This window comes from Natronococcus sp. A-GB7 (assembly GCF_029688865.1).
Taxonomy (GTDB): domain Archaea; phylum Halobacteriota; class Halobacteria; order Halobacteriales; family Natrialbaceae; genus Natronococcus.
Genome location: NZ_JARUKV010000017.1, coordinates 65,780 through 89,807, shown reverse-complemented (window position 1 = coordinate 89,807; position 24,028 = coordinate 65,780). Strand labels below are relative to the sequence as shown.

18 protein-coding genes are annotated in these 24,028 nt (G+C 60.6%); 13 read left to right on the top strand and 5 right to left on the bottom strand.

Annotated elements, in window-relative coordinates; translation table 11 throughout:
* The first annotated feature begins 155 nt into the window (after positions 1–155).
* From QA609_RS15820 to QA609_RS15800, 5 genes are all read left to right on the top strand, one after another.
* The gene (locus QA609_RS15820; protein WP_278303569.1) at positions 156–1,412 is read left to right on the top strand and encodes a transposase; all 1,257 of its coding nucleotides are present in this window, start codon (positions 156–158) and stop codon (positions 1,410–1,412) included.
* A complete protein-coding gene (locus QA609_RS15815) occupies positions 1,409–2,494 on the top strand; it encodes a mechanosensitive ion channel family protein (protein WP_278303568.1) in 1,086 nt (361 codons plus the stop codon). The genes QA609_RS15820 and QA609_RS15815 overlap by 4 nt, the downstream gene beginning before the upstream one ends.
* Before the next feature lie 559 nt (positions 2,495–3,053).
* A complete protein-coding gene (locus QA609_RS15810) occupies positions 3,054–3,302 on the top strand; it encodes a hypothetical protein (protein ID WP_278303567.1) in 249 nt (82 codons plus the stop codon).
* 1,060 nt (positions 3,303–4,362) lie between these two features.
* Positions 4,363–5,397, top strand: a complete 1,035-nt coding sequence (locus QA609_RS15805; RefSeq protein WP_278303566.1) for an O-antigen ligase family protein — start codon at positions 4,363–4,365, stop codon at positions 5,395–5,397.
* 24 nt (positions 5,398–5,421) lie between these two features.
* Positions 5,422–6,885 (top strand): flippase, encoded by a 1,464-nt coding sequence (locus QA609_RS15800; protein WP_278303565.1) that lies wholly within the window; start codon positions 5,422–5,424, stop codon positions 6,883–6,885.
* A gap of 64 nt (positions 6,886–6,949) precedes the next feature.
* On the opposite strand, the gene QA609_RS15795 is transcribed toward QA609_RS15800, so the two are convergent.
* Positions 6,950–7,525, bottom strand: coding sequence for a hypothetical protein (locus QA609_RS15795; RefSeq protein WP_278303564.1), 576 nt, complete (start codon positions 7,523–7,525; stop codon positions 6,950–6,952).
* A 245-nt stretch (positions 7,526–7,770) separates the two neighbouring features.
* Between QA609_RS15795 and QA609_RS15790 the strand changes: the two genes are divergently transcribed.
* Genes QA609_RS15790 through QA609_RS15780 form a run of 3 tightly spaced genes read left to right on the top strand, consistent with a single transcriptional unit; the run spans position 7,771 to position 10,676 of the window.
* The gene (locus tag QA609_RS15790; RefSeq protein WP_278303563.1) at positions 7,771–8,757 is read left to right on the top strand and encodes a glycosyltransferase family A protein; all 987 of its coding nucleotides are present in this window, start codon (positions 7,771–7,773) and stop codon (positions 8,755–8,757) included.
* Positions 8,758–8,808: 51 nt separating this feature from the next.
* Entirely contained in the window at positions 8,809–9,912 is a 1,104-nt protein-coding gene (locus QA609_RS15785) for a glycosyltransferase family 4 protein (RefSeq protein WP_278303562.1), read from the top strand.
* Positions 9,909–10,676, top strand: a complete 768-nt coding sequence (locus QA609_RS15780; protein WP_278303561.1) for an AAA family ATPase — start codon at positions 9,909–9,911, stop codon at positions 10,674–10,676. The genes QA609_RS15785 and QA609_RS15780 overlap by 4 nt, the downstream gene beginning before the upstream one ends.
* A gap of 118 nt (positions 10,677–10,794) precedes the next feature.
* Here the strand turns inward: QA609_RS15780 and QA609_RS15775 are convergent, their stop codons facing one another.
* Both QA609_RS15775 and QA609_RS15770 read right to left on the bottom strand, forming a co-directional pair.
* Positions 10,795–11,889, bottom strand: coding sequence for a glycosyltransferase family 4 protein (locus QA609_RS15775; RefSeq protein WP_278303585.1), 1,095 nt, complete (start codon positions 11,887–11,889; stop codon positions 10,795–10,797).
* Positions 11,890–12,088: 199 nt separating this feature from the next.
* Positions 12,089–12,820, bottom strand: a complete 732-nt coding sequence (locus QA609_RS15770) for a sugar transferase (RefSeq protein WP_278303560.1) — start codon at positions 12,818–12,820, stop codon at positions 12,089–12,091.
* A gap of 3 nt (positions 12,821–12,823) precedes the next feature.
* On the opposite strand from QA609_RS15770, the gene QA609_RS15765 reads away from it, so the two are divergent.
* The 5 genes from QA609_RS15765 to QA609_RS15745 all read left to right on the top strand — a co-directional run bounded on the left by QA609_RS15765 (position 12,824) and on the right by QA609_RS15745 (position 16,982).
* Positions 12,824–13,054 (top strand): hypothetical protein, encoded by a 231-nt coding sequence (locus QA609_RS15765; protein ID WP_278303559.1) that lies wholly within the window; start codon positions 12,824–12,826, stop codon positions 13,052–13,054.
* Between the two features lie 857 nt (positions 13,055–13,911).
* The gene (locus QA609_RS15760; protein WP_278303558.1) at positions 13,912–14,259 is read left to right on the top strand and encodes a hypothetical protein; all 348 of its coding nucleotides are present in this window, start codon (positions 13,912–13,914) and stop codon (positions 14,257–14,259) included.
* Positions 14,260–14,556: 297 nt separating this feature from the next.
* The gene (locus QA609_RS15755; RefSeq protein ID WP_278303557.1) at positions 14,557–15,195 is read left to right on the top strand and encodes a hypothetical protein; all 639 of its coding nucleotides are present in this window, start codon (positions 14,557–14,559) and stop codon (positions 15,193–15,195) included.
* Entirely contained in the window at positions 15,192–16,400 is a 1,209-nt protein-coding gene (locus tag QA609_RS15750) for a DUF393 domain-containing protein (protein ID WP_278303556.1), read from the top strand. The genes QA609_RS15755 and QA609_RS15750 overlap by 4 nt, the downstream gene beginning before the upstream one ends.
* A 402-nt stretch (positions 16,401–16,802) precedes the next feature.
* Positions 16,803–16,982 carry a hypothetical protein gene (locus QA609_RS15745; RefSeq protein ID WP_278303555.1) on the top strand — a complete coding sequence of 60 codons (180 nt, stop codon included), beginning with the start codon at positions 16,803–16,805 and terminating at the stop codon, positions 16,980–16,982.
* A gap of 1,283 nt (positions 16,983–18,265) precedes the next feature.
* Here the strand turns inward: QA609_RS15745 and QA609_RS15740 are convergent.
* Both QA609_RS15740 and QA609_RS15735 read right to left on the bottom strand, forming a co-directional pair.
* Positions 18,266–19,465 carry an O-antigen ligase family protein gene (locus QA609_RS15740; RefSeq protein WP_278303554.1) on the bottom strand — a complete coding sequence of 400 codons (1,200 nt, stop codon included), beginning with the start codon at positions 19,463–19,465 and terminating at the stop codon, positions 18,266–18,268.
* A 651-nt stretch (positions 19,466–20,116) separates the two neighbouring features.
* On the bottom strand, positions 20,117–23,665 hold the full coding sequence (locus QA609_RS15735) for a YCF48-related protein (RefSeq protein WP_278303553.1): 3,549 nt from the start codon (positions 23,663–23,665) through the stop codon (positions 20,117–20,119).
* Between the last annotated feature and the right edge of the window lie 363 nt (positions 23,666–24,028).

Here is a 24,028-nt window from a genome sequence, read left to right as displayed (position 1 = left end):
AATGCTCGGTCCACAGGAATGCAAGGAGGAAGCCCACGGCTTGAGCCGTGGGAGGAATCCGACAAGCCACGAATCAGCCTACGAGCGATAGCAACCCGACTCCCCCACGCCAGCTGCGGGACTTATAAAGCACTACTTCGTATGTGAAGTTACAGATGGAGGTTAAACGAACTATTCCGGTCAAACTCTCGGTTCCAGAAGGCCGACAGGATGACCTCCATCAGACTATCGAGCAGTTCAACCACGCCTGCAACTACACCGTCCGACATGGCAGGAACGACGACGGCTATCTCATACTCAACAAGTCCACCATACACGACAAAGTGTACCACGACCTACGGGACGAGACAGACCTGCCCGCGAACCTCTGCGTTCGCGCCTACTCAAAATCCGTCGAAGCGATGAAAAGTACTGTCGCAGACTGGAAGAAGGGCAACAGCCGACCACTCCCACGATTCAACGAACCATCCGCTGTCTACGACAAACGGACGTTGACCATCAAGGACAGGTCTGCCACGCTTTCGACCATCAACGGGCGAGTCGCCGTGGACTACGTTCTCGGTGACTACCAGAAGTCCTACCTCGATGATGACGACTACGAGAAACGGATGGGAACGCTCCACTACCGCGAAGACGAAGAAGCGTTCTACCTCCACATCGTTATCAAGAAAGAAGTCGAAGAACGGGACAGTGATAAGGTACTGGGCGTGGACTTGAACCTCAAGAACGTTGCCGTGACCAGCACGGGTTCGTTCTACGATGGTGGCGAACTGTTGTGGGGACAGAACCACTACTTCCGCGTGCGTCGAAGCCTTCAGCACAAAGGCACCCGCTCCGCCAAGCAGGTACTCCGGCGACTGTCGGGGCGAGAAAACCGCTTCGTGCTGAATCACCTGCACACGATTTCTCGACGCATCGTGGAGGAAGCCGACGCCCACGACTGCTCATACATCGCCGTCGAACGTTTGACCCATATCCGCGAGCGAATGGATAATCGGAACGACCAAGTGAAGCGTCAGATGCACAACTGGGCGTTCCGAGAACTCCAAGAAATGCTCGCGTACAAGGCCAGCGAGTACGGTATTCGCGTTGAACAGATACCGCCCGCGTTTACGAGTCAGACCTGCTCGAAGTGCGGACATCAGTCAAGCACGAACCGCGACAGCAAGACTGGCTGGTTCGAGTGTAACGACTGTGAGTACTCGGTCGATGGCGACTACAACGCCTCGAAGAACATCGGTCTGAAACTGCTAACTTTACCAGAGGGCAAACGTCCCTCTGGGTTGGGCGACGGTCATCTCGCCCTCAAGTCCGGGACGCTGAACGGGAACGGCGATTACACCGCCTACGACGTTTCGTCGGCAGACCGGGAGTCCACGGACAAGCCCACGACTTCAGTCGTGGGTCGATGACAGTGGTATTACCCGAGTGGGAGTGGCTGGTGCTCTCGTTGGTTCTGCTGACGACGTATCTGTTGTCGCGGCTCATCCACTGGGGTGGTCGCTGGTATCTTCGCCGGTCGGCGACCAACGAGTCCACATCGCTGCGGCGGGTGATCGCAAAGGAGAGTTATACGCCGCTCTCGCTCTCGGTTCTGTTTGTCGGCGTCTCCCTTGCACTCCAGGCGTTCGGCCTTATCACGTCGCGATCACTCCTCAGCAACATGGTGTTGACGGCGCTGGCTGTGGTGTGGGCGCGCGCTGCGATCCGGGTCGGAGAACAGTGGCTCGAGGTCGCAAACGAGCGCGAACAGCGCTACGAGTTCGCACCGATCGTCCAGAACTTCTGGACGATCACGGTTGTTGTCATTGGAGTGTTGTTCGTCATTGGGGTGTGGAACGTACAAGTAACGCCGTTTCTGGCCTCTGCTGGAGTTCTCGGTGTGGTTATCGGCTTTGCCGCTCAGGACGCCATCAGAAACCTGATCGGCGGGATCTCGCTCTCGTTCGACCACACGTATCATCCCGGCGACGTCGTCTTACTCGAAGACGACATGCGGGGTACCGTTACGAATATCGGAATTCGATCGACGAGCGTGCTGACTCCCGATAACACGATGGTAACCGTCCCAAACGCGGTGTTGAACTCGACCCAAGTGGTCAACCAGTCGGCACCACAGCGACATATCCGCCTCGACGTTCCTGTGTCCGTTGCGTACGGAACCGACTACGAGACCGTCGAACGGATCGCCAGCGAGGTCTGTGAGGACGCGCCGATGGTTCGGGACTCGCCACGGCCACGCGTCCTGTTTACCGAGTTCGGCGATTCTGCACTCCTGTTCGAGGTGCAGGTATACGTCGCTCATCCGCTCACTGAAAAACGAGCAATCGATCAGCTCAACCGGCGCATCTATGACCGGTTCGCAGCGGAGGGGGTTACGATTCCGTTCCCACAGCGCGAACTCTCCTTTCTTGAGCAAGAAAGAGAGTCGAACGAACGATCGATGTCCTCAACTGGAGACAGGGTCCCATCACAAAACCCACCACCCGAGTGAGGGCGGCCACCGATCGACCACGGCTATCAGTCAAACCACTCTGTGTACTGGTCACAGTGTTCGCATGCTGCGTGTGTAACCCACTCGTCGCCTCGACTGTGTTCACTCGGTGACACACGTGAGAGTTCGAGATCCGTAGAGCCACATTCTGGACACTGCGGGGGGATCACCTCGTTCATACCCTTTTTCTCTAATTTCTATCGTATTAATACTTGACCAGTATATCTAAATTGTCTCACTTCGGATCGGTAGTATACACCTCTCGTACGTTGAAGCAATTGCAAGAGCCTACAGTAGGAGTGATAATCTGTTGTGAAACGAAGATACGCTGATAGATCGTGAGTCCGGACGATCGAAGGCGGTGGAAACCGGCGCGTGCCATAGATTGATATTTCTGACAGCGCATGGAGCCGTCCACTCTGTCGACACTGACTGGACCGCGATCACTGCTGGCTGCTGCGGCGGGTCACTCGGGCGTGTGGTGTGTTGCAAGACATTCTCTCTCAGTGAGTTATCGAAATGGACATCCTTTTACACTTGAGTGGCCAGCTATCTGGAAATGGACCCACTCATCTACCTCGTTCTTGCTGTTGTTTTCCTACTGCAAATTCCGGCATCAGCAGTGGTCTACTTCGATGCGAAAAAACGCAAACTCAGGCATCCCGGGCGGTACGAACTCGGGGTCCTTGTCCCACTCGGTGGGCTCGGAATCGTCGTTGCTTACGTGTATAAACGGCGCGAACTGCCAACGGTCTCTCCCGACACTTCCCAAACTGCGGAAAGAGAGAGGACAAATGACGTTCCCTAGTTACGGGTTAGCAATTCGGTGCAGGTGTTCTGTGACCGAACGAACCGTCTGCTGCCAATCATAGGATTCACACTCGCCGGTCGTAGCCAGCGTGACAGAGAGCTGAGTCCGGGTCCCGTCAGCGATAGCAGCGATATCGCCGATGAGACACAGTATATCGAGTTCGCCAACGATGACGGCTTGTTCGAGACCCGTGCAGACGACTTAGGTCTCCGATGCTGTTGCCTCGAGCCCGTAGTACGCCCTCAGGACGACTCGGCAACACGAACACGCCCGCTGTACGGTAACTGTTCGACATCTTCCCGTAAGGTGCGATGGCCGAGGAAAACAACGATGTCGTCTGCGGCTGCCCAATCGGGCGGATGCGGGGGCAGAGCTGTTCTTTCGACTGCTATTGTCAGTAATGCCACTCCGATGGACATCGTAGCGGCTGTCAGCGGGGTCTCCGTTGTGTGGCGTGGCCGGCGTCACATGGATGCGATATGAAAATCCTTTTGCAACTGAATAGCCAGCTATCGGTAAATGAAGCCAGTCGTCTTCCCTCTGCTTGCCGCTGATATCTTTCTGCCGTTCCCGACGACAACAGTGAGTTGTAGTATTGCGAAGGGATGTTCCCCGCCTTATCCAGACCGGGCCGGGCCACAAGTTTTCGTCTTAGGCGGTAGTCTTAGGGCGCCCTACAGAGGATGGCGTGTTCGTTCGCTATCGACCGCCGCTGAGGAGCGACCGACCGAACGAGGACCAGCTAACGCGTCGTGACCGCCATGGCTCCTTGCAACGGGCAGCACTCGGTCATCACCGTGAACGGGAACAGCGGACCGGAAGCCTCCACTCTCCACGGCTCATGGACTCACAGCAGAACGACACCGGTTCGTATTCACCACTCATGAGTACGGCAGAGCGATCTGCAGTCTACATCGGCGTTGCAATCGTGTTTGCGGGACTTGCACCGACGACCTGGTTGCTCGAGCCAACGATTGGTTATCTCATATCGGCGGGGATGGTGCTCCCTATTTGCTATCTAGGAGTTATTTCGATAGCGAGTCGTGGACGGGTGGGTGTGTCCCGCTGGGCCACGCCCGTGCTCGGGCTGTTCGGGGCCTATTGGATCGGTCTGGTACTCCAGTTCGTTCTTACCGGAAGCGTCTCGATCGTCCCGTACATCGTCCTCACTCCGATTGTAGTCGTCACCCTCTTTTTCCTCGTCGCTCCTGTTGTCAGGACGGCCCCGCGGTCGTTTCTACGTGGGCTTGTTAGTGCTGTAGGAGCACTCACCGTACTCGGGATTGTCCTTCTCGTCTTGGAACACACCACCAGCGCGAGTTTCCCCTGGACCGGGAACAACGTTTTCGGGCTACCCGGGTACCGGATCGCCTCGATCTATGCCAATCCGAACGCCCTCGGGTTCGTTACCGCCGTGGCGAGTCTCAGTGCCCTTTGGGGCGTTCTCGAAACGCGGCGTCCGATCTGGGGTGTGGCGTTCGTGGTGGTATTCATCGGACTCGTGCTCACGGATGCCACAATGGCGCTGGCAGCGTTTCTGGCAGCCACGGTCACTCTCTTCGTGCTCAGATCGCCCGCTCTCGGTGTCGGGTTTGCGGTACTCAGTACGATCGCGGCCGTCGGCTTCTTCCTGACAGAGACCGGACTGTCATATCTGACACTCCTTATCGAGCGAGGCGGCAGCGAGCGCCTCGAGTTCTGGCAGGCCGCGCTTTCGCATGCCGCCGAAACTCCCCTCGTCGGCGCTGGCTTTGATCACGAACTCCAAACCCACAACTCGTTCGTCGCAATCGTGTTGAACCTGGGATATCTCGTCGGCGGCGTCTACATCCTAGCGATTCTCGGCTCGGTGGGTACTGCCTTACGCAAGGCACGGACCGGATCGCCGTGGGACGAGTTCGTCTTTTCGATGCTGGTACTACTGGTGTTTCAGATGCTGACAGAATCGTTCACATTGGGTGGTCTGTCGACGGAATCGTGGCTTCTAGCGACGTTTGTCGGAGTATCGCTGCTGTGCAGTGCCGACAGCGATGTCCCGCTCCCCGATTCGGTTCGTTCACGGAGACCGAACAGTACAGGCCCGAAACAATAGCCGACCGCCCAGAACACAACTCCAATGGCACTCAGTGAAAAAATCGCCGCTGGACTGAAAGCCGACTTCCTCTCACAGGTCCTCAAAAACCTCTCCAACGGACTCCTCGTTGTGGTCCTGGCCCGGCTGCTCTCCCCAGACGCATATGGTCTGTTGTATCTCTCGATCTCGCTGTTCGCCATCGTCACGGTCGCCGGCAAGCTCGGGCTCGGAAAGTCCGCGGCCCGCTATATCACCGAACACGAGGAGACGACGTCCGGCCAGATTCCCCACATCATCGAGACCGTTGGCCTTGTCCTCGTAGGGACGCTTTCTCTCGTCACCGTCGGACTCGTCCTCGCCCGTGAACAGGTTGCAGTCCTGCTTGGAGAGCCGGGGATCGAACCCCTGTTGCTGGTTGGGGGACTCTACGTCATCACCCACGGGGTGTTCAACTCGGGGCGGAGCATCTGCCAGGGGTTCAAAAAGATCGAATGGGCAGCCTCCATCGCCCTCGTCGAAGCGGTCGTCCGCCCACTCGTCGCGATCGGGCTCGTTCTGGCCGGGCTGGGTGCGATCGGGGCCCTGGTCGGCTATGTGGTCAGTTCGTTCGTCGCGGCCGCTCTGACGGTTGGTGCCGTCTACTATCTCTACACCACCGCCGAGCGGGGTCGTATCGAGCCCGGGCTTCGCCGTCGAATCGTCGAATATGCGCTTCCGATCACGCTCACGGAGAACAGCAGTACGCTCATGAAGCGCGTCGATGTTCTGCTGATCGGGGCGTTCCTGACACCACTCGCAGTGAGCTACTACGTCGTCGCAAAGCAGATCATGACGTTTCTGAAGGTTCCAGCGAACTCGCTTGGGTTTGCAATCTCGCCCAGATATAGCGAGCAACTCCACCGCGATAATCTTGAGACCGCCTCCCGGCTGTACGGTGAGGCGCTCACGAGCACGCTTCTGTTCTACGTGCCGGCCGCCGTCGGACTGGTGATCGTTGCGGAGCCCACGTTGCGACTCCTGTTCGGGCCGGAGTACACCGGCGGGACGATCGTCCTGCAGCTACTGACGATCTACCTCGTCGTCCAGGCGATTTCATATATCACGAGCGGTGGGCTGGACTACCTTGGTCGCGCAAAACACCGCGCGTACGCGAAAGGAGTGACGGCAGTTGCCAATTTGGGTCTGAACCTACTGTTAATCCCGACGATCGGAATCGCCGGAGCCGCGATTTCGACGGCCGGAACCTACGCGGTGTACGTTGCACTGAACGTGTATCTCATGCATCTCGAACTCCGTCTCGACTGGTGGGCGATCGGCACGCGCTGTGTGAAGATTACCGCCGTGACCGGCGTCATGGTGCTTGCCGTGTTGCCCTTTGCGCCTGCGATCGACGGTTTCCTCTCGCTGTTCGCAGTCGTCGCCCTCGGCAGCTTGGTCTGGCTTGTTGCAACCGTGTCGGTCGGCCTGATCGAGAAACAACAGCTACAGTCGTTGGCTCCGATCTGAGCCCCGTCTTCAGCACTGCCAGTCGACTCTCTGGTGGGTGTCTATTGCTACCGGCCGGTTACGGTTAGCGGACGACATCGATCCAGGCGGGCCGTAACCGATCCACGTACGACAATGACGGATGTTCTAAGAGCTGTGTCTTGATCCCTTGGCCCCGCTCCCACCAGTCCTCGTGAATCACGTTTAGTCGCACGGGGACCGTCTCTACCGCCAGGAGCTTGGCCGTTGCGAGCCGATGGAACCCACACGAGTTGAAGATCACCGCTCCGTTACGGCCGATATTGACCGCGATCTGATCATATCTGTCGACCGGTTGGGTCTGCGATCCGGCCCCCGTGTGATCGTTCTCGATCCCGTTTCGCTTCACTGAGTCGAACAGTGTGTCGAGATAGGTGCCGTAGCCGTACTCAGTGTAAAACGCCGCCTCGCTTTCGGGGTAGCCGGCCGTCCGCAGTCGCTGGTACGTCAGGTCACTGCTATCGATCACTCCCGTCTGATAGTCGCGTATGAGCCGGTACTTGGGACTCGACGAGAGCGGGGCGGCACGGAGGTCCCACTCGCCCGGTTCGATACGGCCTGCGTAGCCGTACTTGGTGAACACGTCGTACTCGACGTACGTCGCGATTTCGGTTGGCGACACGTCACAGATCGTCACAGGCGGGAAAACCGAATCCGGTGTGAACAGCTCACAGATCGTGTCTCGTGCGTTCAACCGGAGGAGATCCCGGTCGATCATAACTGATCAGCGGACGGTCGCCGACCCCAGACATTCCTTCGCGGCTCCATATGTGCTGACAATTGCTGATCGATAGAAACATCTGCCGGTTCGTGCCGGTCTCGTCTTGTGCGTTTGAGTCCGCTACCTGAAACGGTAGGCTAAAGACGGTGAGCGTGACTCTCCTGGATATGACAGCAGTCAGTGTGGTCATTCCGACGTACAACCGGCCGTCTTTTCTCGCGGGTGCGGTTCGGACAGTGCTCGACCAGACACACGATGAGTTAGAAGTGATCGTCGTCGATGACGGGTCGTCGAGTTCGTACGCCAGCGAGACCGTCGACGAGTTTCCATCGGTCGTCACCTGTATCGAACACGAGACGAACAAGGGGTTATCGGCAGCGAGAAACACCGGCATAGCGGCCGCCGATGGCGAGTACATCGCATTTCTGGACGACGATGACCGATGGGCAGAAACGAAACTCGCCGACCAAGTCGCAGCGCTTGAGGCCGCGCCTGAGAGCGGGCTCGCGACCTGTCTCTGTGTCTCAGTGTCACCAGACGGCGATCCGGTTCATGTCGAATCGAGTGCGCCAAGCGGGGACCTCTCGGATGCCATCCTCCGGAAGAATCTCATCGGATCGCCGTCCCGTGTCCTGGTTCGACGGGAGGCGCTCGATCAGGTCGGTGGCTTCGACGAGACACTCCCCACGAAACAGGACTGGGATCTCTATCTCAGGCTATGTCAGGAGTGGCACGTCGCGGCCGTCCCCGACCATCTCTGTTTTCGAACCGCACACGAGAGTATGTCCAGCTCGCCGGCGGCAATCGAGCGCGATTACGCCGCCGTGCTCAAAAAACACGAAAAACTGATCCACGAGCGCGGGTATCTCGGCGCCGCGAAGGCGTCGATAGACGAACGCGCGGGGCGGGCATACTTGGGGACCGGCGAGTTACGGTCCGCCAGGCAGTCCCTGAAACGAGCTCTCGACGCGGAACCGACGAAACGCAGAGCGATCCTGCTGGCACTCGCCTACACGCATCCAGCCGTCGCTGATGCGGCAATCTCGTTAACGCGGTCGCTGCGACTGCTGTTCGGTACCGAGCAGGTCACTAGGGAGGAGATTGTCACACAACTCGAGTACGACGCGATGTGAATTCACGAGAACGATAGTTTTACACTACGAAACGAAAGTGAAATAAACAGGATGACCCGCGTCTTTGCCGTACTAAGCCATATTCGAGATACGACCTTCTCATATGAGCTCTCGGAGCGAATTGCACTCGCCAACGATATCGACGTTACCGTCGTCTCGTACTACGACTCCTCCCCTGCGGAGGCCGCGCTCGCCGCCGACACGAACGTCGGGCTGATTCCGTTAGGGGCGGATTCGCGCGCCGATCCGGCCGCGATTCGACACCTGCGCCGGGTGTTGACGACCGGAGAGTACGACGTCCTTCACACGCACCACAACTTCGTTGGCTCGCTGGCGCGATTGTTGACGCCGCGCGGAAAAGCGATCGTTGACACCGAGCACGCCGACCACAAGGACCATTACTCGCTTCCGCAGGTGTTAGTAAACCTGCCAACGCTTCCGAGAGCGGATCGGATCGTCGCAAACTCGGAGCAGACGCTCCGTTCGCTGTACTCGGTCGAACGCCTTCTTACCCGGGACCGACTCGATGTGATCTACAACGGGATCGACATCGGTCGAATCGACCAGGCCATCACCACGTCGGACAACCCCTACGAGATCGCTGGGACGCGTCTCACGTGCGTTGGTCGCTTCAGCGAGACCAAAAATCAGTCGCTGCTCCTCCGGGCGTTTGCGTCGGTCGCCACCAGCGACGACGATATCCGGCTGACGTTGGTCGGGGACGGCCCCTTGCGTAGCGACCTCGAGTCGCTCGCCCAATCACTCGGGATTCGTGATTCTGTCGAGTTCACGGGATTCATCGATCGAGATGCGGTCTATCAACTGCTCGCGGCGAGCGATCTTTACGTGCAACCGTCGCTCTCGGAGGGGTTCTGCATGGCGGTAGTCGAGGCGATGGCCTGTCGCGTTCCCGTCGTGGTCAGTGAGATTGACGTCTTCTATGAGGTCGTCGGCGACGCCGGCGCCTTCGCGAACCCGTGCCGTCCTGAGGCGTTTGCAGGACAACTACACGACCTGCTCGAGGATACCGAGCGTGCAACAGCCCTCGCTGATCGGGCGTTCGAGCGGGCACGGACTCGGTTTCCCCTCGAGAAAACCGCCGTGGAGTACCGCAGACTGTACAGAGACCTCGTCGACGGACACTCACACCTATGAGTTCGGAACCCGCCCGGGACAGGGAGGGACACATCAGCCCATCGACCGATGCGAAGGGGGCGATCGTGGAGTTCTTCGGCGTCCCAGGCGCTGGCAAGTCCACGGTCGCCCACCACGTCGGACAACGACTCGCGGCCGACGGGTACTCGGTCGCCGAGCCGACCTACACGCTGGTCCACGACAGGTCGCGCATTCGACGGTATCTCGCGAAGATGGGCTACGCTGCGTCGACGACCGTCCGTCGGCCGGACCGGGCGTTTTCGAGCGGACGGCTGCTTGCAACGACGGCTCAACCGACACACTCCACGACGGGAAAGCTGCTGTTCAACTGGTTGTTCGTACATGGCGTGGTCGATGCCCACCGGGGCGGCGGCGTCCGACTTCTCGATCAGGGGCTCTGCCAGGCCGTATGGTCAGTTGCACTGCGTGCTGACTACGACCATCTCACGGAGCTGTCTGCACGGGCCGTAAACGCCCTGGCACGGGCAGGGTCCGCCCACATCGTCGTCGTCGAGATCACACCGGAGACGGCGCGCAACCGGCTCGCGGCACGGGCGACCGATGAGAGCCGCATTTCGCCGACCGACGCGGATGGAACGATCGCCGACGCTTTCGAGTGTAAAGCCAAAGTCGAGAAGGCGATCGTCGCTGCGGCCGCTGACGAGCCGACGATCGACATCGTTCGCGTTCGAAACGAAACGAACGCGGATCTCGAACGGAGCACGGCCGAGCTCTATGAGGCGCTGACGACTACCCTGGCCTGAATCATCGTATCTTGGCAGCCATAGTTGCGTTCGACGGTGTCGATGGGAGCTGTCAGCCCTGACCCGACGAGAGAGGACCACGAACGACGAACGGCGCCTCCGTTATCGCGGGGGGATGTCAGGACTGGGTAAGTTGCTGGAGTGTCTCCGTAACAGCAGCAACAGTCGTCCGCCAGTCGTAGTTCGGTGTGACGCCGCCATCCCCTCGCATTGGGTGTGAGAGTTGTGCCCGGATTTCGGCAGCGAACCCTGGGACATCGCCGACAGGCACCACAGCGCCACCGTCTCCGACAACCGAGGCGACCTGCTCGAGGTCCGAACAGACGACGCGCGTTCCGGACGCCATCGCTTCGAGGACCGTTCGCGGGACGCCTTCGGCGCGACTCGGCAGGACGAGCACGTCCGCCGAGCGATAGATCCGGGGCATCTCGTCGTACGGGACATGGCCGAGAAAGGCAACGCTGTCGCCGACCGCCTCACCCGCCCGCTGCTCGAGTTCGTCGCGCAACGGCCCCTCGCCACAGAAGTACACCGTCAGCTCGGGGTAGTCCTCACGAACGGCCGTAACGGCATCGAGGACGTCCTGTGGCCGTTTGCCATCGACCAGTCGGCCGACGAACAACACTACCGGCCCGTCCGCGTCGATCAGCTCGCTCGTCGGCCCCTCCGGGGTAAAGCGCTCGGTGTCGATGCCGTTCGCGGCGACCGTGATCTCCGTCTGGACGCCGAACTCGCGGAGCCGCCGTTTATCGACGTCCGTATAGCAGAAGACGGTGTCCGCCTGGTTGAACGTCCACCGCCCGATCGTCTTCAGATACCACTCGAACACTCGTTCCGGGGCAGTCTGGGAGTAGAGACCGTGATTAGTGATGGCGAGTGGAACGTCTCCGAGCCACCGTTTCAGTGCCGCCAGGTTCGTCGAAAAGTACAGATGTGAGTGGGCATGGACGACGTCGAACCCGGCAGCGTTTTTCAGATATCGAGCGACACCGGCTGAGATCTCGTTCCCGAGCAGCGTCACTGACGGGTCGTACCGGACGACGGTGTACCCATCGCGCTCTTCGACGTGTGGCATATCGGGGTCGCGACGGATCGTCAGCACCGTGACGTCGTGTCCCATCGCTGCTTGGTCCCGACTCAGCGCGTGGACGTGGTAGGCACCGCCGCCTTTCACATCCGGGTATGTGGTCTGTGCGACCCGAAGGATTCGCATCTGCTGGTCTGTCGTGGCTGGCTCGTCTGTCATTGATTCCGTCTCACTTGCTCTATCGGTCAACGGTAGGCGTCGGAACTGGACCAGATCTAAATTCATCCGAGCCTGTGAAAAGATCATCGGCTCTCTATTAGTGATTGTACCGGCAGCGGGTGTTGATCGAGTGTTGGCCGTCGGGGTGGATCGACTCGCTGTGCCATCATCGGTGCCGCTCGGGGTCCTCGTTGGTACGCCGGTACTGTAGCGTAAGCGGTATTAGATCCGTGACGACCAGCCAGAGCTGCAGGCAGACGAGTTTGATATCGAACCAGAGTGACCGCCGTCGTATGTACTCGAGGTCGTACTCGAGCTTCGTCTCGGGTTCGAACCCGGTGACGTCGTTGATCTGGGCGAGTCCGGTCAGCCCCGGCTTGACGAACCAGCGTTTCGGCCACTCGAGGCCATCGGCCATGAGTTCGTGATCGATCGCGGGCCGCTCAGGCCGCGGGCCGACGACGCTCATTGCACCGGAGAGAATCGAGAACAGCTGTGGGATTTCGTCGAGGTGTGTCTTCCGAAGCCAGTGGCCGACCTTTGTTACCCGAGGGTCGGTCTCGCCGGCGTCCTCTCGGCTCAGCTGAACACCGTCGGCTTCTGCGTTCGTTCCCATGCTCCGAAACTTCACGAGCGAGAACGTCTCGCCAAACAGAGACGTTCGGGTTTGTTTGTACAAGATTGGCCCCGGAGAATCGAGTTTGATCGCCACCGCGATGCCCAGGATCAGCGGTGACAATACAACGAGGCCAACCGCTGCGAACGTGACGTCGAACACCCGCTTGATCGCCCGGCTGTACCACGGCCACGGGGCGAGATCGACGCGCACCAGCGAGTCGCCGACTCGCTCGTCACTGGGGACCCGCGTCGACAGCGACTCGTGAGCAAGGACCTCCACACCATGGTCACGGCACGTACGGAGCGCGCTGAAACACGTTTCGCGGTCGGCCGCCGAAAACGCGAGCGCGACAGTATCAACGTCATGGGTCCGGAGGACGCGCTTCAGCTGGGCGGGATCACCGAGGCGCTCGATACGGCGATCCGGGACTTGCCGATCGACATCGAGCCTTCCCCCGTCGGTTACGACGGCCGACTCGTCGTCGGCCGACGACGGAGACTCCGACTGAGCTGAAAACGTTATTTCGATTGGTCGGTCGGACAATACCGGCGAGAGAAACCCGATCGGTGTCGTCGGTACCGATCGGGTCGCCGACTCGAGCAACCGCGGCTCGTCGCCGACGACAAGAATACGATGGGACCGAGTCCGACGCCGACAGACATGATACCAGACCGGCAGGGCAACAACGAGGAGGCCACCAGTTGCAAGGGCGGTCGCCACTGGCGGTACACCGGGGACGCCCACGGCTGCAAAGCCGATGAGCACGAGACAGGCGAGTCCGACCTGTTGGCCGGTCTGTCTGAGCACTGCTGGCGTTGACCGGGGTTGGGAGGTATACAGCGGGATGAGCGCAACGCCAACAAAACCACCGATGAGCGCAACCGGGGGAATGATCTGTTCCGTGACCGGCCCCGGTATTGTAAGAACGGACGCTACAAACCCTGTAATAACCGCAATCACCACCGTCCCGAGGGCTGCGATACGCCGGTAATCACAATCACGCAGCATTTAGTATAATGATATCATAGAGTATTCAATTAAAGCTTGTTGAAGTAGATGTTGAAATCGAATCGAACGGCGTTGGTCGGTACTTTCCTTAGGATTTTCCGTTCTCCCGTCTCGATCCGAAACAACGGTACCTACCGGTTCTGTACTCTCGCTCAAGAGCGTAGCATTTCCGAGGTGGAGAGAAACAGTTCGGGGGAACAGTCCCAGCAGTATCGAGGAGACAGTAAAGATACCGGATAGAATATAAGAACATCGTGCGGGCGGTGTATTCCCTCTCTGCTCGCTCCGCCCGCTGAAGAAGGGGCTTATCGCCCTCAATTCAGCTAACGAAGATTTTTCAAGGTGTACGCGAAACCCTGGGTATGGCCAACGAGAGCGAGTCTCGAGGCGACGATACTGGCGTCGAAATCCTGGAGGACGACGGCGACTCCACCGACCGGTTCGGAGAGACGATGGAGTATCTCGAGCAACAACAGGAGGCGTCCGAGGCGGTAGAGCAGATCAATCGCCTGACCGCAGTTCTCCGAATGAAGGGACTCGTCTCGAAAGCCGAGGCCGAATACATCAAAACCGGGCAGCTGGACAAAGAGGAGTTCTTTGCGGACATCTCGTTCGAGGAGATGGAGCCCTTCCTGCTCGAAATGAACGAACAGGGGACGTTCTCGGATGACGAACTCGACCAGTGGAAAGCGTTTCTGGGAACCGAGTGAGTTCGACTGCGCGGCTACTGACCCAGAACCCACACAGACCAACTCGTCTCTCCACTGCTTCTTGCCGGCACCTCTGTTGATTGGACCGTCATCGAGAGCAGAATACCGACGCGTCTCCGACGTATCTGTCCGTTCACAGAGCACCCATCCTCCATTCGTCCGCCGACGGACAGCGCTCAAAACGGGAACTTCTTTTCTAATTCAAGACGAATTGTTCATACAGTGAATATAGCAGCCCAAAAGCATATATGGCGTGTTATAAAAAGATAAGGGAGTGACGACGCCTTGGTAGCTGTCTTGTCCGAGGGAACGCGACTCCTCTTTCCGGTGGTGTACGTACTGTTCTTTCTGGGCACGCTCGGGATTCTGGCGGTCGCTCGCCGGCAGTACGCCCGAGAGGTCTGGCTCGCGGGGTTCTTTGCGACGCTGCTGGCGGTCACGCTGGTCGGCATGCCGCTGCTGCCGGTCGTCGATATGCACAAGTTCGCCCAGCCGTCCGAGGAGGAAGAGACCTACTACGAGATCCGAATGGTCGACGCGGCGGGGAACGAACTCCGGGTCGACGACCGCGCGACGCCGCCGGTGACGGGGACGCGAACGTCGACGGTCGCTGGACAGCTAGCCGAAGGGTACACCGACGACCAGCGCCTCGAGATGGGCGAGTTCTACCTCGCAAACGCCAGGGAGCACCGTCAGGCGGTCGAGTCCGGCGAGCGATCGGTGACCGACCGGCTCCAGCCGCCGCGGTACGTCGACGACGAGGCCTGGACCGCCGCCGAACTCCGCGAGTACGAGGCGTTCGAGGCGATCCGGATCTACGAGCACACGGTAGTCTACAGCGACGACAACACGGCGGTCGAATCGAACGAGGAGCGGCTTCGAGTAACGATCGATCCGACCGACGGAACCGTCACCGAACACGAGGCGGGACGATGAGCGCGTTCGTCAACTACGTTGCCGACGATGTCCGTGGCTCGCCGCTCAATCTCGCCGTCGTCCGTGTGCTGTTGGGAATCTGGGTGGTCTGGCGTGTGCTCTCGCTCGAGTGGGCGGCCTACGGGGAGTGGCCGGAGTTCCACGTCGACGAGACGATCGGCTTTCTCCACCAGGAGCTCTTCTTTACGCTGTTGCCCTACCAGCAGTGGGTCGTCGCAGCCCTATTGGTGCTGTTTATCGTCGGCTACCGGACCCGCTGGACCGGTGGCCTCGCGAGTCTCCTGTTGATGCATATGCTCTCAGTCAAGGCGACGATCTACCTCGCGGGGACTGTCGAATCGCTGTTCGTCTGTGCGTATCTGATCCTCCTGTTCGCGCTGTTCGCCGAGGACGATCCGCTGTCGGTCGACGGCGTTCGCCGGACGGGCGGGCGCTCGCTCGCAGAGCTGAACGCCGTCCTGACCGACGGGACCGACCGGACCTACCGGATGCGCGCGCTTAAGTGGGGGCTGCTCGCAGTCGCGATCATCTACGTCGGTTCGGCTTGGGGGAAGGCACTGAACGGCCCGCTCGAGATCTGGCTCTCGGGTGCCGAACTCCAGCGGGACATCCTCTTTTATGGCGAGCTGACCGGTATCGACCGAGCGCTTGGCGCTCCGATCGTCGAACACGAGTGGCTCGCGTGGGCCGGCTTCGTCGGGACCGCGGCGGTTCAGGTGTCGCTGTTCGTCGCCGCAGTCCTCGGGCTTTCGGTGACGCTTCCGATCATCGGAATAATCGGATTCCACGTCTCGGTGATCCTCACGCTTGGCCTGTACTTCATCGACATGATCCTCGTCCTCTCGCTGTTTATTGCCTGGGACGGCATCTACCGGCGGGTTGCGGTGGCCGCCGACGAGTCGGTTCGGGTCGGCTACGACGACCACTGGTCGGGTTGTGTACGGACGCTCGTCATCTTGGCCCACCTCGACGTCACCGACTCGGTGGAGTTCGTCTCGCAGTCGGACGCGCCGCCGGCCCTGGCAGACCGTAAAGAGGGACTGGTGCTCGTTCGAGACGGGTCGGTCTACCATGGCTATGAGGCGAGCCGTCAGCTGCTGAGTCAGTTTCGACTGTGTGCCCCGCTGGCGTTCGCGATGGCGACACCGCCAGTCAGAGCACTGGGGACCCGACTCTACGCGTCAGCGGCTCCTGCCCGAAGTTGATCCCTCATCGATGAGACCGACTAACGTACACCGGACACGCCAGTCGGAGTTCGGATTGAGTCGCCAACTGCATCCCTAGACGTCACGACGCCGAGTCGCTCACTGGAACCGACGTCGAGCGGGACGAGACTGCCCGTCGAAATCGGATCCCCATAGGTACGATCCAGTTCCTTTTTTACGGTTCGAGCGCCGGTCCGTGTTACGCGGTCGAACACAGACCGTGTCACGGACAGATCCAATAGCCACAAGCAGCGCCTATCCTCTCAGTAGTCTGAGCTTGTAGTTGATAGACGGCTCACTACAATACAGACAACCGGAATTTGTGACGAACTGCAATGGCAGAAAAATCAGACGGTAAACGGGCTGAGGGGTCCCGGCTTGGAAGGCGATCCTACGTGAAGGTTGGCGGCAACGGGGACACTGGCGCTTAGCGGCGCTGCGGCTGTCAGCGCTACGGACCGAACTGACAAGGAGACCGACGAAAAGAACGAATACGACCGAGACGACGATCGGAAGGACGACAAAGGCGACGACCGGGAGGGCAAGCAGGACGACGACCTCGAAGACGACGAGGACGACTAACCGCCCGAACTAGCGGCCCCTCCTTCGCGGCAGACGTGTTAGGGGTCCACGCGAGTGCAGATTCCTGGCGTGGTAACTGGAGATCCTACAGCGTAGGCCTTGGAGTGTTTCTTAGAAGTTTTGCTCACGGCTGCTGATGGGTCGATGAGAACCGGTGAACCGCCTCGAGGGCAAGTGGTTCGAGACGCTTCGCGTCTCATCATCAACCGAAACCGTTGGTCATGGAAAGCACGGACCGATACGCGACACAGCGACTGATCGGCCGAAACATCGTCTGTTCGAACACATTGGTGCCGGATAGTCGACACTCTTGATCAGTGGTTTTAGCGATGGGATGGTGGAAGGAAGCGCGCGTTGGATCGATCCGTCACACGCCATCCGTATCTTTCGACTTCGATCCCTTAAATTTCACGATGAGTTGTAGCGGGGGTGACGACCGCGACCGGAGCCGTCCTCAGCGCAGGCTGCGGATCGACCAAGAGGCACACCCTGCGCCAGGGGCGGCTTCAGCCACTGACAGTGACCGTTGGGCGGCGAAACGGGTGTTTTTACCGACTAAAACAGACGTGTCCTCTCAACCCAACGGTGTCGGTAGACGAGATCGGCCTCGAAGACCGATCAATCAACGATTTAGTGGCCGGACTGGGCCACCGAGGGAGAGTACGTTTCGTGTGCTTTTTCGCTCACCGTATGACGCGCCGGCCGCTATCGGTGGCAGCGGCGCTACTGCGTATGCGATCCCGCATGCCTTAGTGATCGCAGCCGAGTCGACACGGCGGTACACGTCAGTTCAGTTATCGACAGGGATACGCTCAGTCAACCACTCGACGCACTCCTCGCAGGCCTCACAGGCCGCACGCGTCGCTCACGCCTTACCCCGGCGTGGTCGCTCGGCGAGACTGTCGCCACGTGGATGTTCATGGCACCACACTCGAGACACTATGAGGGAACCGATTGAGACATGCTGACACGTCTCTGGTCGCGAGTATCACAACTGTCTCTCCTACATGTTTTGATTGGAGCTGTCGTCTCGACTGGCGAGTGGACGATTAGGGAGCCGATCGGCACAGTTCGGCTGTCGGTCGCGACCTCGAGCGAATCGGGCTCGACGACCCTGTCGTTACGACGGGTTTCGGGCGGGCCACGGCTCCTGGTTTGGATGTCCTCGATCGGACAAGGTGCCCGCGTCGTTCGGAGAGGGATGGGGAACTACGGCTGACGATGCGCAGCATCGAAGACCCGAGCGGTCACGGCATCCGTCGAAACTGACTCAAAAAAGGAGCCTATCGGATGACGAACTTCGATCGCAGATCGGTGACCGGACCATTGTCCTCGGACGAGTACAACAGGAGACCGAGACAGAGCCCCAACATGATCGAGGAGGGGCTGAGCCCGCCGAGAAACAGCGACTCGAACCCCATATACAGGAAGATTGCGACGGTAAGCCCGACGACGAACCCCCGCCAGGGTGTCCAGCGTGTGCGGATCCCCTGGCCCAGCGCGTAGACGAGCGCCCCGAGGTAGAGGCTGCCGGCGATAATGCCTGTGTTCAGCAGGGGGTAGAGATAGGAGTTGTGTGGCCCCCTCGATTCGCCGATCTCCTCGGCGGTGTCGGCAAAGCCGATCCCGAGCATTGGATCCTCGGCGAGGCGCCCAAGCGAGGCGACCCACCGGTCGACGCGGTTTCCACTACCCAACAGTGTTGTTTCCATCACGTTACCGACATGGCCGAGCCGGATCGCTACGTAGACGCCGAGGGCGGCGACCGCGATGCCGAGAAAGCCGAACCGCCTGTCGAAGCCCGAGAGGACGAGCACTGAACCAGCGGTAAAGCCGACAAGGGCGGCATCTCCCTCGCTCAGGACGAAGCCAAGCAAACAGATCATGAGCGCACTAAGCCAAACTATGCCGCGCCGAGCCAGAAACGTGTACAACGCCGTGAGACTGCCGACCATCATGACGAAGCCGAACCCATTTGGATTGTGGAAGATCGAGGACGTGCGAACGCCGTCGATTCCGAAGGCCGAGCTCCCGACGGAGTCGTAGAGGGTCTCGCTCGTCTGGAGCTCCTGCCAGACCATCCCGATCCCGACCAGCGCGACCAGGGTGGCGACGAGCGTCAATCCCATCGTGAACGTCTGGCGCCGGCCGTCGATCAACGCCGGCAGCACGACCACGGCCGCGACCACCGCCAGTGGCGTGGCGACAAGATACTGTAGCAACTCGGTGTGTGGTGCGTAGTAGTAGTGGACGAGCAACCCGAGCCAGTACCCACCGATCAGGACGAGAAACGCCGCGTCGAACTGCAGCCGGATGTCGGGCATCAACACCCCATACGCCGCAACCGTGACCAACAGCGCGCCCGTCATGATGTAGCCGACCCGCTGTGACACTACCCAGCTCGTCACCGCGAGACTGCTGATGAGTGGCAACAGCGCAAGAATCGGATCGTAGACCGGCACCGTCGGCTCCTCTGACGACATACCCCAGAGATAGTGACGTATATTCATCTTGAACTCCCGTGGTAACTGGATATCCCTCGTATCGAGAGATAAATACCGGGGAACTATTGGCGCGTCGGCCCCCGGAAGGGGAACAGGCGACGTCGTCCTCGAGCGGTGACCAGTCCGGCGGGCCAACGGGACCTTGAGGTCGGGGCGTCGTTCTCGAACTGGTACGTTCCGTTAGACACAACCCAACCGTTCAATACTCCGTTCGCTGTTATGGTGACTGCCCGACAGGGAAAGCGGCCCACACGTTTCGCAGATGGCCGGACCGAGAGAACAACTCCTCGGTCTTTCAGCCCCACTATCTACCAGTCATTCAATCCTCCCCGTCCACAGAGAAGCCACGTATAACAGGAACGAACTCAGCTACGAAGGCAACGGAACTGAGTAGTACTCCCGAGAAACTCAGCGAACGACTATATTAGCGCTATCGCCGTCTATTGGCACTCGAGCAGATCGGCGGCGATGGTCCCGACGTAGTCGTAGGACCGTTCCCCAGGTGTGACAGTGACGATACGCTACTGAATAGGACGTGCGTTGCCGGGAGTGGTCGGTCACGCTCCGTAAACGCGAATTCGCGGAATTTGGGGGCGTCAATGACGACAGGCGTCAAACAGAGGATTGCGCTCAGCAGTTCTTAGGGTAGATGCGATCGACTTCCTGGCCATCGATACACAGCAGGACGGCCGAGCCGTCGGTTCCCTCGAGCGTAACCGAGGCACGTTTCCCGGCTCCGAGGGTCACTTTCTGGCGGACCTCGTTGTCGACGACGACCGTCGCCGTGGCCGTCGCGTCGCCGTCGTTCGCGACGGTGTACTGGCCACTGCCATCGGCAGCGACATCAGTTGCGCTCAGGCTGGTCGTCGCCGCCGGATCGTCGACATCAGACTCCTCGTCGTCAGGTTCGTCGTCGACCTCAGGATCCTCGTCAGCATCGTCCTCGCTGACGTCCTCCTCGTCCTGATCGTCGACATCGTCCTCATCGGGATCATCTACATCACTGTCCTCGTCTGGATCCGCCTCCTCAGGATCGTCCTCTTCGGGACCGTCCTCTTCTGGGTCGTCTTCTTCCGGACCGCCCTCATCTGGATCCGCCTCTTCATCGTCCTCTGTTTCGTCCCTTTCTTCGGGTTCTTCGTCTTCCTCGTCGGGGTCTTCGTCTTCGGGCTCGTCCTCCTCAGGATCGTCGTCTTCGGGCTCGTCCTCCTCAGGTTCGTCTTCTTCTGGGTCTTCCTCTTCTGGTTCCTCCTCTTCGGGGTCGTCTTCTTCTGGGTCTTCCTCTTCTGGTTCCTCCTCTTCGGGGTCGTCTTCTTCTGGGTCTTCCTCTTCTGGTTCCTCCTCTTCGGGATCATCGTCGTCTTCGACACGCTCGAAGATCGTCCCAGGGTTGCCGACGACCAGTCCCGGGTTCGGCGTGGTTCCGTTGAGCGCGATCCCGTGAATCGTCGCCTCGGTTGGCGTTTCCGCGGTCGCCCATCGCCGGGTCGTCCGCTCGACGATCGTGCCCTCGGCCCCAGCCACGGCGATGTCGTCGTCATTGGCGTCAACGGCGTTCAGTTCGTTGCCGCCGGCCCAGTGTGTGGTCCAGACGGCGCCGTTGTACCGAAGGACGACGCCACTGTCAGCCGAGACGTAGATCTCCTCGGCGCTTCGGGCGGTGACCGCGGTGTAGGCGGCCGTCCCGTTGTCGACGCCGATCGTCTCCCAACTCTCGCCGCCGTCGGTGGTCTCATAGATCTGGCTGGTCGTGTCGACGACGTAGCCGGTCTCCGCGTCGACGAAGTCGATTCCCAGTGCACTCGAGCCCCCGCCGGGCTCGACGACCTCGCTCCACTCGACGCTGCCGTCGGCCTGTGTCGAGCCGTGTACGTACTCGCCGGAGCCGTTGACGAGATGGACCGTCTCGCTGCCGGCCTCGCCGGTGACGGCAATCGCTTCCCAGGTGCTCGTCATCTCCTCCGGCTGGGAGTGGTCGGTCAGCTCACCCTCGATAGCGTCGTACTCACCGACCGCACCGCTGTCGCCGGCGAACCAGACCGAACTCCCAAGGTCGGTCGCATCGACGGCGTTCAGCCCGTTTTCTTCCTCACCGGGGCCGTCCTCAACGACGACGGCCCACTCGCCGTCCTCGCGTTCCAGCACGTATCCTCCCTCGCCGACCGCGTACCCGTTTTCGGCGACGACGACGTCGTAGAGGATCGCCTCGACCGGCGAGTCGGCGGCCTCCCAGTCGGCTGGCTCCTCATCGTCGTCGACCGGATCGGCGTCGTACGCGCCCGCTTCGAGGGCGAGCCCCCCAGCCCCGACGGCGGTATGGGGGTAGTCACCGCTCTCGTCGAGCCCGACGTCCTGAAGGCTCCCGTCGGCGTCAGTGTCGGCGGCCTGCCAGCTCCGATCGGTGCGTTCGTAGATCGTCCCTTCGGCACCCGATAGCGCGGCCTCATCATCGGTGGCATCGGCACCGAGCAGTTCGTTACCGCCGGCCCAGCGCGTGGTCCAGACGGCGCCGTTGTACCGGAGGACGGTTCCGTCACCCGTCGCGACGTAGATCTCCTCGGAGGAGCGGGCAACGACATCGTTGTATGCCGCAGAGCCGCCGTCGACGCCGATCGTCTCCCAGCTCTCGCCACCGTCGGTGGTTTCGTAGACTTGGCTCGTCGTATCGGCGATGTAGCCGGTTTCGTCGTCGACGAAATCGATGCCCAGCGCGCTCGATCCCCCACCGGGTTCGATCACCTGGTCCCAGTCGACGCCGCCCTCGTCGGTCAGCTGGCCGTGTAGGTACTCGCCGGAGCCGTTGATCAGGTGGACGGTCTCGGTGCCGGCGTCGCCGGTGACCGCAACCCCTTCCCAGGTGCTTGTCTTCTGGCTCGTACTCCCGTCCTCCTCCTCGACTTCGGGTGCCGAGTGGTCGGTGAGCTGGTAGTCGGAGACATCGTAGCGGCCGACGACGCCGCTCCCGCCGACGAACCAGATGTGGTCGCCGTCGTCGCTTGCGGCCACGTCAGTGAGCGATTCGGGCTCGGTGGCTGGGAACCGCTCGATGACCGTCTCCCAGCCGTCGGCCCGCCGGGTGAGGACGACCCCGTCCTCGCTGACGGTGTAGGGGCCACGGCTCGTCTGTGTGGTGCCCGTAAGCGCCGTCTCGACGGGCGTCTCGATCGTCTCCCACTCGCCGGCCGTCGGCTCGGGGTCGTCCTCGAGGCTATACTCGCCGCGTTCGACGATGACGCCACCCTCGCCGGCGGCCGTATCGGGAACGTCCTCGGTCCCGAGTGCCACTCCCAGGAGCGTGCTCTCGGTCGGTGTCTCGAGGTCGGTCCAGTCGCCGTCGTCGTACTCGTAGACGGCACCGCCGGCGCCCGCCGCCAGCCCGTCATCGCTCTCGCGAGCGACGGTTTGGACGGTCGCTTCGCCGACGTCGGCCGCCGTCCAGCCGGCTCCGTCGTACTGGTAGATGAGCCCGTCTTCGGCTGCGACCGCGATCTCATCGGGCGCGACAGCCGAGAGGTCCTGCAGACTCTCGCTCGCACCGTCGATCCCGATGGTTTCCCAGCTCTCGCCGCCGTCGGTGGTCTCGTAGACCTGGCTCGTCGTATCGGCGACGTAGCCGGTCTCGTCGTCGACGAAATCGATCCCCAGTGCGCTCGATCCTCCGCCGGGTTCGACAACCTCACCCCACTCGACGCCGCCCTCGTCGGTCAGCTGGCCGTGCAGGTACTCGCCGGAGCCGTTGATCAGGTGGACCGTCTCGCTACCGGCGTCGCCCGAAACGGCGACGGCTTCCCAGGTGCTCGTCATCTCGTCGGGCGCAGAGTGGTCGGTCAGCTCTTCATCGACAGCGTCGTAGCGGGCGACGACGCCGCTGCCGCCGGCAAACCAGACGTGGTCGCCGTCGTCGGTGACCCCCGCACCCAGCAGCGGGTTCGATTCGGTTGTCGGCCCGCGCTCGAGGACCGCCTCCCAGTCGTCGGCTCGACGGGTGAGGACGACCCCACCGTCGCCGACCGCGTACGGCCCCTGGCTTGATTGCACGACGTCGTTGATCGTCTCCTCGGTCGTGGAGTCGGCGCTCGACCACTCGCCCTCTTGGGCCAGCGTCGTCGATGTCCCACCGACCAGTCCGGCGAGTACGGTCCCTGAGCCTGTCGTAAGAAACCGACGTCGTGTTGTCATCGTTAAAGAGTATGATATTCATGCACACATATATTATATAATAGTGACGGTTTTTGGGGTCGATCGCTGACAAGTCGAGTCTACCACTGCTTTCGACCATGCATCCGAGGCCGATAGGGAAGCAGGCCGCGGATCCCGATCGACCGTGTTTCTGGATCCTGAACTGGTACGTTCCACAGGATGGTCGTCGACCGAGGCCCAGCTCGAGACAGGAGAACTGGGATTCCTCGGGTATCCTCACGAGAGCGGCGCTCTTGTGGGACTCGTCGGAAGAGCTGTGGTCGTCCGGTAGCTGGTAGTTTCCCGTGACAGTTCTCGAGCACGCTACCCCATTCAGTTCCATGGTAAAACGACCGGGAAACT